The 12387-nt window shown below is 56.7% G+C and carries 10 protein-coding genes; 8 read left to right on the top strand and 2 right to left on the bottom strand.

Annotated elements, in window-relative coordinates; genetic code table 11:
• Positions 1-108 precede the first annotated feature (108 nt).
• Together rapA and rluA are read left to right on the top strand one after the other, a co-directional pair.
• Positions 109-3015 (top strand): RNA polymerase-associated protein RapA, encoded by a 2907-nt coding sequence (gene rapA / locus AABB92_RS15435; RefSeq protein WP_031375994.1) that lies wholly within the window; start codon positions 109-111, stop codon positions 3013-3015.
• A 222-nt stretch (positions 3016-3237) separates the two neighbouring features.
• Positions 3238-3891, top strand: coding sequence for a bifunctional tRNA pseudouridine(32) synthase/23S rRNA pseudouridine(746) synthase RluA (rluA, locus tag AABB92_RS15430; RefSeq protein ID WP_031375995.1), 654 nt, complete (start codon positions 3238-3240; stop codon positions 3889-3891).
• A 62-nt stretch (positions 3892-3953) separates the two neighbouring features.
• Here rluA and djlA read toward each other — a convergent pair whose 3' ends face one another.
• Positions 3954-4763 (bottom strand): co-chaperone DjlA, encoded by an 810-nt coding sequence (gene djlA / locus AABB92_RS15425; protein WP_031375996.1) that lies wholly within the window; start codon positions 4761-4763, stop codon positions 3954-3956.
• Between the two features lie 182 nt (positions 4764-4945).
• Here djlA and lptD point away from each other — a divergent pair, with 182 nt between their 5' ends.
• The 6 genes from lptD to apaH are packed head-to-tail and all read left to right on the top strand — an operon-like array spanning position 4946 to position 11758.
• Positions 4946-7318, top strand: a complete 2373-nt coding sequence (lptD, locus tag AABB92_RS15420; RefSeq protein ID WP_046289184.1) for an LPS assembly protein LptD — start codon at positions 4946-4948, stop codon at positions 7316-7318.
• A 54-nt stretch (positions 7319-7372) separates the two neighbouring features.
• A complete protein-coding gene (gene surA, locus AABB92_RS15415) occupies positions 7373-8668 on the top strand; it encodes a peptidylprolyl isomerase SurA (protein ID WP_031375998.1) in 1296 nt (431 codons plus the stop codon).
• Positions 8658-9650 (top strand): 4-hydroxythreonine-4-phosphate dehydrogenase PdxA, encoded by a 993-nt coding sequence (pdxA, locus tag AABB92_RS15410; RefSeq protein ID WP_031375999.1) that lies wholly within the window; start codon positions 8658-8660, stop codon positions 9648-9650. Before surA ends, pdxA begins: the two co-directional genes overlap by 11 nt.
• Positions 9643-10464, top strand: a complete 822-nt coding sequence (gene rsmA / locus AABB92_RS15405; protein ID WP_031376000.1) for a 16S rRNA (adenine(1518)-N(6)/adenine(1519)-N(6))-dimethyltransferase RsmA — start codon at positions 9643-9645, stop codon at positions 10462-10464. Before pdxA ends, rsmA begins: the two co-directional genes overlap by 8 nt.
• Before the next feature lie 3 nt (positions 10465-10467).
• Entirely contained in the window at positions 10468-10845 is a 378-nt protein-coding gene (gene apaG / locus AABB92_RS15400) for a Co2+/Mg2+ efflux protein ApaG (RefSeq protein WP_031376001.1), read from the top strand.
• 55 nt (positions 10846-10900) lie between these two features.
• The gene (apaH, locus tag AABB92_RS15395) at positions 10901-11758 is read left to right on the top strand and encodes a bis(5'-nucleosyl)-tetraphosphatase (symmetrical) ApaH (RefSeq protein WP_031376002.1); all 858 of its coding nucleotides are present in this window, start codon (positions 10901-10903) and stop codon (positions 11756-11758) included.
• A 56-nt stretch (positions 11759-11814) separates the two neighbouring features.
• Here apaH and folA read toward each other — a convergent pair whose 3' ends face one another.
• Positions 11815-12297 carry a type 3 dihydrofolate reductase gene (folA, locus tag AABB92_RS15390; protein WP_031376003.1) on the bottom strand — a complete coding sequence of 161 codons (483 nt, stop codon included), beginning with the start codon at positions 12295-12297 and terminating at the stop codon, positions 11815-11817.
• Between the last annotated feature and the right edge of the window lie 90 nt (positions 12298-12387).

Below are 12387 nucleotides of genomic sequence, written 5' to 3'. Positions count from 1 at the left end.
CTCACCGCGCTAAGAGAGACTCTCCAGACCTTTTCGTTTGGATGAAATGCTATTGCCTGAGTATCCGGGAGCACCTTCAAAAACGTTAAAAATTCGAGCTAAAAATATATGGTTTTTACATTAGGTCAGCGCTGGATTAGTGATACGGAAAGTGAACTGGGACTGGGCACGGTGGTGGCGGTCGATACCCGCATGATCACCCTGCTGTTCCCGGCCACCGGGGAAAACCGCCTCTACGCCCGCAACGATTCGCCTGTTACCCGCGTCATCTTCAATCCGGGTGACACCATCACCAGTCATGAAGGCTGGCAGATGCGCGTCGATGAAGTACGCAACGAAAATGACCTGATGACCTATATCGGCACGCGTCTTGATACCGATGAAAGCGACGTGATGCTGCGCGAAGTGATGCTCGACAGCAAGCTGGTCTTCAGCAAGCCGCAGGATCGCCTGTTTGCCGGCCAGCTCGACCGGATGGATCGTTTCGCCCTGCGTTTCCGCGCCCGCAAATACCAGAGTGAGCAATATCGTCTGCCGATCAGCGGCTTGCGCGGTATGCGCACCAACCTGATCCCGCATCAGCTGCATATCGCCCATGATGTGGGCCGTCGCCACGCGCCACGCGTGCTGCTGGCGGATGAAGTCGGTCTCGGGAAAACCATTGAAGCCGGGATGATCATACAGCAGCAGCTGCTGGCCGGACGTGCCGACCGCGTGTTAATCGTGGTGCCGGAGACCCTGCAGCATCAGTGGCTGGTCGAGATGCTGCGCCGTTTCAACCTGCGTTTCGCGCTGTTTGATGACGATCGCTATACCGAAGCCCAGCACGACAGCGATAACCCGTTTGAAACCGAACAGTTAATTATCTGTTCGCTCGACTTTGTGCGCCGTAACAAGCAGCGTCTTGAGCTGCTGGCCGATGCCGAGTGGGATCTGCTGGTGGTGGATGAAGCGCATCATCTGGCATGGTCAGAAGGCCAGCCGAGCCGTGAATATCAGGTGATTGAACAGTTGGCGGAAAAAACCGCCGGGGTACTGCTGCTGACCGCGACCCCGGAACAGCTGGGCATGGAGAGTCACTTCGCCCGCCTGCGCCTGCTCGATCCTAACCGCTTCCACGACTTTGCCGCTTTTGTTGAAGAACAGCAGCATTTCCGCCCGATCGCCGATGCGGTGACCTCGCTGCTGGCTGACCAGCCAATCTCACAGGATGAGATGAACCGGATTAACGATCTGGTCGGCGAGCAGGACATTGAACCGCTGCTGCAGGTTGCTAACAGCGATCGCGACGGCAAGCAGGACGCGCGCCAGGAACTGATTTCAATGCTGATGGATCGCCACGGCACCAGCCGTGTGCTGTTCCGTAACACCCGTAACGGCGTCAAAGGCTTCCCGAAACGCGAACTGCACCAGATTCGTCTGCCGCTGCCGGCGCAGTATCAGACCGCGATTAAAGTCTCCGGCATTATGGGTGCCCGCAAAAGCGCAGAAGAACGCGCGCGTGACCTGCTCTATCCGGAACAGATTTATCAGGAATTTGAAGGCGACAGCGGCACCTGGTGGAACTTCGATCCGCGCGTGGAGTGGCTGATGGGTTATCTCACCAGCAACCGCAAAGAGAAAGTACTGGTGATCTGCGCCAAAGCCGCCACCGCACTCCAGCTGGAGCAGGTGCTGCGTGAGCGCGAAGGTATCCGGGCGGCGGTGTTCCATGAAGGTCTGTCGATCATTGAACGTGACCGTGCCGCCGCGTGGTTCGCCTCAGAAGAGAACGGCGCTCAGGTGCTGCTCTGCTCGGAGATTGGTTCTGAAGGCCGTAACTTCCAGTTTGCCAGCCGTCTGGTGATGTTTGATCTGCCGTTCAACCCGGATCTGCTGGAGCAGCGTATCGGGCGTCTTGATCGTATCGGTCAGGCGCACGATATCCAGATTCTGGTGCCGTGGCTGGAGAAGACCGCGCAGGCGGTGTTACTGCGCTGGTATCACGAAGGGCTGGATGCGTTTGAACATACCTGCCCGACCGGCCGGACCATTTATGACAGCGTGCATTCACAGCTGATCGACTATCTGGCCGCACCAGAAAACAGTGACGGCTTCGATGCCTTTATCACTGACTGCCGTAAGCAACACGATGCCCTGAAACTGCAGCTGGAACAGGGACGCGATCGCCTGCTGGAGCTGAACTCCAACGGCGGCGACGCTGCTCAGGCGCTGGCTAACGCCATCGGCGAGCAGGACAACGATACCGGTCTGGTGAACTTCGCGCTCAACCTGTTTGATATCGTCGGTATCAATCAGGAAGATCGCAGCGATAACCTGATCGTGCTGACGCCGTCCGATCACATGCTGGTGCCCGATTTTCCCGGCCTGCCGGAAGATGGCTGTACCATCACCTTTAACCGCGACCAGGCGCTGTCACGCGAAGATACCCAGTTCATTACCTGGGAACATCCGCTGATCCGTAACGGTCTCGATCTGATCCTGTCGGGCGACACCGGCAGCAGCGCTATCTCGCTGCTGAAGAACAAGGCGCTACCGGTCGGTACGCTGCTGGTCGAACTGATCTACGTGGTCGAAGCGCAGGCACCGAAGCATTTGCAGCTGACCCGCTTCCTGCCGCCGACGCCCATTCGTCTGCTGCTGGACCGTAACGGCACTAACCTTGCGGGCAAGGTGGAGTTCGAAAGCTTTAACCGTCAGCTGAATGCCGTCAATCGTCACACCGGCAGCAAGCTGGTTAACGCGGTACAGCAGGATGTGCATGCCATTCTGACCCAGGGTGAAGAGAAAGTGGTCAGCGAAGCGCGCGCAGTGATTGATGCTGCCCGTGCCGAGGCGAACGAGAAGCTGGGGGCGGAACTGGCCCGTCTTGACGCGCTGAAAGCGGTTAATCCGAACATCCGTGAGGATGAAATTGAGGCGCTGGAAAGTAACCGTCAGCAGGTGCTGGAAAGTCTCGATCAGGCTAACTGGCGTCTCGACGCGCTGCGCCTGATTGTGGTGACTCACCAGTAAGCTCAGGGGCCGGGATGAATCTGGCCGCAACTGAGAAACTCAGGATGCAGGGAAAGGAAAGCGTCCCGCGCCATAAATGGTGCGGGCCGGGCCTGTCAGGGATGACAGCTTTTGCGTCTTTCCGATCTGCCCGTGTTTCCTGCGCTGGCACGCTATCACAGCTAATCGGGCCAGACTTTGTAAACAATCTCAGCCGCAGGCCCCTTATTTTTGGAAAGAACCATGGAACCCTACAATCCACCGCGTGAACCCTGGCTGCACATTCTCTATCAGGATGCGCACATCATGGTGGTTAACAAACCCAGCGGCCTGCTTTCGGTGCCCGGCCGGCTGGACGAACATAAAGATAGCGTGATGACACGCATCCAGCGTGATTACCCGCAGGCGGAATCGGTGCACCGGCTGGATATGGCCACCAGCGGCGTGATTGTGGTGGCACTGAACAAAGCCGCAGAACGCGAGCTGAAACGGCAGTTTCGTGAGCGTGAACCCGCAAAGACCTATGTGGCCTGCGTCTGGGGCTATCCGGCCGCGGAGAAGGGAGTGGTTGATTTGCCGCTGATTTGTGACTGGCCAAACCGTCCAAAGCAAAAAGTCTGCTTCGAGACCGGCAAAGCCGCGCAGACCGAATATCAGGTGCTGGAGTACCGGGCTGATAACAGCGCACGCGTATCGCTCAAACCGATTACCGGCCGTTCACACCAGCTGCGGGTACACATGCTGGCGCTGGGCCATCCGATTCTGGGCGACAATTTTTATGCTCATCCTGAGGCTAAAGCGATGGCGCCGCGCCTGTTGCTGCACGCCGAGTCACTGACGATTACCCATCCCGCATTCGGTAACGCCATGACCTTCCGTCAGCCCGCCGACTTTTAATCTCAGTCTGACCTTGCGCCCGTGACGTCTGCCCCAGGGCAAAACGTCACGGTAACCTGGATTTATTTAAAGCCTTTTTCTTTGCGGATCAGGTCATAAGCGGCCTGAATTTCCTGCGCTTTCTGCTTGGCCATCTCCATCATCTCCGGCGGCAGGCCTTTCGCCACCAGCTTATCCGGATGGTGTTCACTCATCAATTTACGGTAAGCGCGTTTGATGGTGGTGGCGTCATCGCTGCTCTTCACGCCCAGCACGCTACAGGCATCTTCCAGCGTCGGTCCGCGTCGCGCCTGCTGGAAACCGCCCGCAGAACGCTGGCCGCCGCCAAATTGCTGACCGCCTTCCATCATCCGCAGGAACTGATCGAACTGACCGCGTGAAATTCCCAGCTCTTCCGCAATCACATACAGCACCTGGCGCTCATTAGGATGCAGCGAACCGTCCGCGAAGGCGGCCTGAATCTGAATCTCAAGGAACATCCGAATCAGGTCAAAGCGGCCGAAACAGGCGCTACGCAATTCACGCAGTTTGCTGCGCAGCGGATAATCGGCCTGTTTACCCTCGCGAAACGCCCGCTGAGCAGCGGTACGTGACTCCCCGTGCAGCTGCATCCGCTCCATTAACAGCGAGGCAATCTGGATATCCGCTTCGGTGACGCGCCCTTTTGACTTGGTCAGATGGCCCATCACCTGAAAGGTGGTGCTGAAAAACAGCGTCTGTCGGGTTTGATTATTTGAGAAGTAAGCCTTGCCTTGTGCGCCGCGAACTTTGTCAATCATATGGCCAATGATCAAACCGATCACAATACCCCAAAAGCCTGCGCCGGAAAGTAAACCCAGTGCCAGACCCACAACTTTTCCCCAGTAGCGCATAAACTCCTCAATTCGCCATGCTTGCGGCTGAAAATTGCATTATCATACCTGTCATTTATCTCAGCGCCTAACGGCAACGCGGACAGAAAAGGATTAACACTGGCACAACGCCGGGCAGTAAGTTAGTCTCTGACCCGATTGTCGGCATGATGCCAGTTTTCATGGAATTCTCGATACCGCGTATGAAAAAACATATACCTACCCTGCTGGCCACTCTGATCGGCTCAGCCATTAGCCAGCAAGCCTTTGCCGACGATTTAATGTCGCAGTGTATGTTAGGCGTGCCGAGTTATAACCGCCCGCTGGTCAGTGGCGACACTAACCAGCTGCCGGTGACCATTCACTCCGACGCCGCAAAAGGGAATTACCCTAACGATGCGGTCTTCACCGGCAATGTGAATATTGAACAGGGCAACAGCCGGATGCAGGCTGATGAAGTACAACTTCATCAGCGTCAGCAGGAGGGCCAGACTACGCCGGTGCGTACCGTCGATGCCCTCGGTAATGTGCACTACGACGACAATCAGGTCATCCTGAAAGGTCCGAAAGCCTGGTCAAACCTCAACAGCAAAGATACCAACGTCTGGAATGGCGACTACCAGATGGTGGATCGTCAGGGACGCGGTAACGCCGACCAGATGAAGCTGCGCGGCAACAACCGCTACACCATTCTGGAAAACGGCAGCTTTACTTCCTGCCTGCCGGGCTCGAACAGCTGGAGCGTGGTGGGATCGGAAGTGATCCAGGATCGGGAAGAAGAAGTGGCGGAAATCTGGAATGCCCGCTTCAAACTCGGTTCGGTACCGGTGTTCTATAGCCCCTATCTGCAGTTACCGATCGGCGATCGTCGTCGCTCTGGTTTCCTGATCCCGAATGCAAAATATGGCAGCAACAACGGCTTTGAGTTCGTGCTGCCCTATTACTGGAACATTGCGCCTCAGGCCGATGCCACCATTACGCCGCACTACATGAGCAAGCGCGGCATGCAGTTCGAAAACGAATTCCGTTATCTGACGGTGGCAGGCGCGGGCCTGGTCGAATTCGACTATCTGGGCTCGGACAAACAGTACGATAACGACAAAGCGGTGCGTGGCATCTCAGAGAATGACAGCTCCGATCGCTGGTTATTCTACTGGCGTCATGCCGGCGTGTATGACAAAAACTGGCGCTTCAGTGCGGATTACACCAAGGTCAGCGATAAGTACTACTTCAACGATCTCGACTCGAAGTACTACAGTTCAACCGACAACTACGCCACGCAGAAATTCAGCATTGGCTACGCGGAGTCCAACTGGGACGCCACGCTCTCGACTAAAGACTTCCAGGTGTTTGGCGACACCAGCAGCAGCAATGTCTACCGTGCGATGCCGCAGCTGGACCTGAATTTCTATCAGAACGATATCGGTCCGTTTGACGGCCGCATCTATGCCCAGGCGGTGAAATTCACTAACGTCAGCGATCGTTATCCTGAAGCGACCCGTTTGCATGTTGAACCGACGCTTAACCTGCCGCTCTCCAATGGCTGGGCCAGCCTGGATACCGAAGCGAAACTGCTGGCGACCCATTATCAGCAGACTGACGTCGAGTACTACAACAACAATTTCGCGGGCGTGAACGGCAAGAGTGGCGCGCTTGATGAGTCTGTAAACCGCACCCTGCCGCAATTTAAAGTCGATGGCCGGATGGTGTTTGACCGCGACATGAGTTCGGCGGCGGGCTATACCCAGACGCTGGAACCGCGGGTGCAGTACCTCTATATCCCGTATCGCGATCAGAGCAACATCTATCCGTACGACTCGACCCAGCTGCAAACCGACTACACCGGTCTGTTCCGCGACCGCACTTATAGTGGTCTGGATCGCATCGCCTCGGCCAATGAAGTGGCCACCGGTGTGACCTCACGTATTTATGATGCCGATCTGGTTGAACGTTTTAACGTTTCCGTGGGTCAAATCTACTCGTTTACCCCTTCACGCACTGGCGTTAATCAGACCAGTGAAGAAGATGATACCGGCAGCCTGATCTGGGCTGGCGATACATACTGGAAAGTAAGCGATCGTTGGGGCGTTCGGGGTGGGATTCAGTATGATACCAAACTCGATAACGTCTCCCAGGGAAATGCCGTCCTGGAATACCGTCGTGACGCCGATCGTATGGTGCAGCTGAGCTACCGCTACAGCAGCCCGGAATACGTGGCGACCGCACTGAATGACAGTACGCTGGTGAATAACCCGATCTTCAAAAACGGGATTTCTCAGGTCGGCACCACGGCCAGCTGGCCGATCGCGGATGCATGGTCTGTGGTAGGGGCTTACTACTACGATACCCGCAACACGCGTCCGGCATCGCAACTGGTTGGTCTGCAATACAGCTCATGCTGTTACGCGATTCGCCTGGGCTACGAGCGCAAAATTAACGGTTGGGAAAACAACGACAGTAAGTATGACAACCAAATCTCATTCAACATTGAGCTGCGTGGTCTGAGTTCCAACTATGGCTTAGGCACCAACCAAATGCTGCGTCAGGGCATCATTCCTTACCAGCGCGCTTTCTGATGTTGTGATGTTTGACAGGCAATCCCGCAGTGCGGAACCAACAATGGATAAAGTATGAAGAACTGGAGAATGCTGATTCTTGGTGTGGCGATGAGTGCCAACACCGCGTTCGCAGCACCACAAGTGGTTGATAAAGTTGCAGCCGTGGTCAATAACGGCGTGGTTCTTGAGAGCGACGTGGACGGTATGATGAGCACCGTCAAATCTCAGGCCCAGCAGGCAGGTCAGCAGTTGCCAGATGACAAAACGTTGCGCCACCAGATTCTGGAACGTCAGATCATGGACAACATCATTCTGCAGATGGGCGAAAAAGCGGGTGTTGAGATCAGCGATCAGCAGCTGGATCAGGCCATTCAGAACATCGCTGCGCAGAACCACATGAGCCTTGATCAGCTGCGTAGCCGCCTGGCGTACGACGGCATGAACTACAGCACTTATCGCTCGCAGATCCGTAAAGAGATGCTGATTGCGGAAGTGCGTAACAACGAAGTGCGCCGTCGCGTCACCATCCTGCCGCAGGAAGTGGATACGCTGTCAACGCAGATCGCCTCCCAGAATAGCCAGGGTACCGAGCTGAACGTCAGCCATATCCTGCTGCCGCTGCCAGAGAACCCGACGCAGCAGCAGGTCGATGAGCAGGAAACCCTGGCCAAACAGCTGGTGGGTGAACTGAAAAACGGCGCAGACTTCGGCAAAATGGCGGTCACCTACTCGGCTGACTCACAGGCGCTGAAAGGCGGCAACATGGGCTGGGGCAAAATCGAAGAGTTACCTACCCTGTTTGCGCAGGCACTGGCAACCGCGAAAAAAGGCGATATCGTCGGTCCGGTTCGCTCCGGTGTCGGCTTCCACATTCTGAAGGTGAACGATCTGCGCGGTGAGAGCAAAAACGTCTCGGTCACCGAAGTGCATGCCCGTCACATCCTGCTGAAGCCGTCGCCAATTATGACTGATAACCAGGCACGTGCGCAGTTAGAGCAGATTGCTGCCGATATCCGCAGCGGGAAAACCACCTTCGCCGCCGCCGCCAAACAGTACTCTGACGATCCCGGCTCAGCTAACCAGGGCGGCGATCTCGGCTGGACCTCTCCGGAAGCCTTTGATCCGGCGTTCCGTGATGCGCTGCTGCGCCTGCAAAAAGGCCAGACCAGCCAGCCGGTTCACTCCTCTTTCGGCTGGCATTTAATCCAGCTGCTGGATACCCGTCAGGTGGATAAAACCGATGCGGCCCAGAAAGAGCGTGCCTATCGCATGTTGTTCAACCGTAAGTTTGCTGAAGAAGCGCAGACCTGGATGCAGGAACAACGCGCCAGCGCCTACGTGAAGATTCTGGATAACAATGCAAAGTAATGCCCGAGTGGTGATCACGCCCGGCGAACCCGCCGGGATTGGTCCCGATCTGACGGTGCAACTGGCCCAGCAGGACTGGCCAGTTGAACTGGTGGTGTGCGCCTCGCCGGCGCTACTGCAGCAGCGCGCAGCGCAGCTTGGCCTGCCGCTGACGCTGCGGACTTACCAGCCTGGCGTAGCGGCACAGCCGCAGCAGGCCGGCACGCTGACCATCCTGCCGGTCGATACCGCACAGCCGGTTACGCCAGGCGAACTCTGCGTGGCCAACAGCGATTATGTGCTGACCACGCTGGCGCGCGCCTGTGACGGTTGTCTGAGCGGTGAGTTTGCCGCCCTGATTACCGGCCCGGTGCATAAAGGCGTGATCAACGATGCCGGTATCGCCTTCACCGGTCATACCGAGTTCTTCGCCGATCGCGCAGGCGGCCATCGGGTCGTGATGATGCTGGCAACCGAAGCGCTGCGGGTGGCGCTGGCCACCACCCATTTGCCGCTGAAAGAGGTCTCTGCCGCGGTGACGCGCGAGTGCCTGCATGAAGTCATCACCATTTTGCATCACGATTTGCAGCAAAAATTCGCCATTGCCGAGCCGCATATTTACGTTTGCGGTCTTAATCCGCATGCGGGCGAAAGCGGCCACATGGGTCGGGAAGAGATCGACGTTATCATCCCGGCGCTGAATGAACTGCGTCAGCAGGGTATTCAGTTAACCGGCCCGCTACCGGCGGATACGCTGTTCCAGCCCAAATATCTGCAACATGCGGATGCGGTGCTGGCGATGTATCACGATCAGGGCCTGCCGGTGCTAAAATTTCAGGGGTTTGGCCGGGCGGTAAATATCACCCTTGGCCTGCCCTTTATCCGGACTTCAGTTGACCACGGTACCGCGCTTGAACTCGCCGGACTGGGTCAGGCTGAGCCGGGCAGCTTCATCACGGCGCTTAACCTCGCCATCACTATGATCAAGAGCAGTAATGAATAATCGCGTCCATCAGGGGCACTACGCCCGTAAACGTTTCGGGCAGAACTTCCTGAACGATCAGTACATTATCGACAGCATTGTCTCCGCAATCCACCCGCAGCGCGATGAAGCGCTGGTGGAGATCGGTCCTGGCCTGGGTGCCTTAACCGAGCCGGTGGGCGAACGCCTCGACAGCTTAACGGTGGTGGAACTGGACCGCGATCTCGCTGCGCGCCTGCAAACCCATCCGTTCCTCGGACCAAAGCTGACCATTTTCCAGCAGGATGCCATGACCTTCGACTTCGCCGCGCTGGCGCAGGAAAGAGGCCAGCCGCTGCGCGTATTTGGCAACCTGCCGTACAACATTTCGACCCCGCTGATGTTTCATCTTTTCAGCTATACTGGTTCGATCAAAGACATGCACTTCATGCTGCAAAAAGAAGTGGTCAACCGTCTGGTCGCCGGTCCGGGTAGCAAAGCCTACGGCCGTCTGACGGTGATGGCGCAATATTACTGTCAGGTGATTCCGGTGCTGGAAGTTCCTCCGCACTCGTTCACGCCGCCGCCGAAAGTTGATTCTGCCGTGGTACGCCTGGTGCCGTTTGCCGAGCCGCCACATCCGGTCAGCGACGTGCGTATCCTGAGCCGCGTGACCACTGAAGCATTTGGTCAGCGTCGTAAAACGCTGCGCAATAGCCTGAGTCACATGGTGACCGCCGGTGCGCTGGAAGAGTTGTCGATTGATCCAACCCTGCGGGCTGAAAACGTTTCGGTCGCGCAATATTGTCAGCTGGCAAACTGGCTGGCGAACCATCTGGGAAAATCGCAGGAGTAAGTGATGAGTGAAACGGCCCGCGTCTCGGTTCATGTGCAAAGCCAGTACGTCGCCTCGCAATCCTCACCGGATGACGAGCGTTACGTCTTCGCCTATACCATTACCATTCGCAACCTCGGCCGTTCACCGGTGCAACTGCTGGGACGCTACTGGCTGATTACCAATGGTAACGGCCGGGAAACCGAAGTTCAGGGCGAAGGCGTGGTCGGCGAACAGCCGCATATCGCAGCCGGCAATGAATTTCAGTACACCAGCGGTGCAGTGATTGAAACCCCGATGGGCACCATGCAGGGACACTATGTGATGATCGACGAACAGGGTGAAACCTTTCAGGTCGAAATCCCGGTTTTCCGCCTTGCAATTCAAACTCACATTCATTGATTTGCACGCCTGTTGCCCGCTTCGTCGGGCAAATTTTCATACTGGATAAAAGTCTATGAGCACATACCTGATTGGCGACGTTCACGGGTGCTACGACGAATTACGTGCGCTGCTGCAGCAGGTCGATTTCAATCCTCAGCAGGATACTCTGTGGCTGACCGGCGATCTGGTGGCGCGCGGCCCGGGTTCGCTTGAGGTGCTGCGCTACGTGAAATCACTGGGCGATGCGGTGCGGCTGGTGCTGGGCAATCACGATCTGCATCTGCTGGCGGTCTACGCAGGTATCAGCCGTAACAAGCCTAAAGATCGCCTGACGCCACTGCTGGAAGCGGACGATGCGGATGAGCTGATCAACTGGCTGCGGCGTCAGCCGCTGTTACAGGTCGATGAAGAGCACAAGCTGGTGATGGGCCATGCCGGTATTACGCCGCAGTGGGATATCGAAACCGCGCAAAAGTGTGCGCGTGAAGTGGAAGCAGTGCTCGCCAGTGACAGCTATCCGCTGTTCCTGGATGCGATGTATGGCGATATGCCGAACAACTGGAGCGACGATCTTACCGGGCTGGCCCGCCTGCGCTTCAGCACCAATGCTCTTACCCGGATGCGTTACTGCTTCCCGAATGGTCAGCTGGATATGATCTGCAAGGATGCGCCGGAGTCGGCACTGCCGCCGTTAAAGCCGTGGTTCAACATCGAAGGACCGGTGGCGCGCGACTATACCATTGTGTTCGGTCACTGGGCCTCGCTGGAAGGCAAAGGCACGCCAGAAGGAATTATTGGCCTGGATACCGGCTGCTGCTGGGGTGGCACGCTGACCCTGCTGCACTGGGAAAGCCAGCGCTACTATGTGCAGCCTTCCAATCGCCAGCAACCGTTGCCGGATGAGGTTATCTCTCAGCAATCCGCCGGCTGACCCGACAAACAAAAACGCCCTGCAATATGCAGGGCGTTTTTTTATTGCGATCGGGCTTAACGGCGGCGATCGAGGATCTCAAAACAGTAGCTGTGTGAGTTCTGTGCATCAGCGTCATGAAATTCGCTGAAGGTCGACTGCCACTCGTCCGGCTCGTAGTCCGGGAACTGAGTATCACCCTCCACTTCTGCATCAATGTGGGTCAGATAGAGACGGTCGGCACGCGGCAGCATCTGCTCATAAATCCGGCCACCACCAATCACCATAACCTCTTCAGCATCACCGGCGGCCTGCAACGCCGCATCCAGCGAGGTGACCCAGGTGACGCCTTCGGCGCTACCCGGCTTGCTGCTGACCACGATGTTCAGCCGGCCCGGCAGCGGACGACCAATAGATTCAAAGGTCAGCCGGCCCATAATCACCGGCTTTTTCAGCGTATTGCGCTTAAACCACGCCAAATCTGCAGGCAGGTCCCACGGCATGGCGTTCTCCATACCAATAATGCGATCTGCTGCTAATGCCGCGATAAGACTAATCATGTTAACCACTCACTGGAAAAAATTGGCGCCATCATACGTAAAGGCGAAACTTTCGTCGATAGCGAGAAAGGTCTATTTGAGTAAAGCTTT

Source organism: Pantoea brenneri (assembly GCF_038594305.1).
In the GTDB taxonomy this organism is placed as follows: Bacteria; Pseudomonadota; Gammaproteobacteria; order Enterobacterales; family Enterobacteriaceae; genus Pantoea; species Pantoea brenneri.
This window is presented reverse-complemented; position numbering and strand designations above follow the sequence as displayed.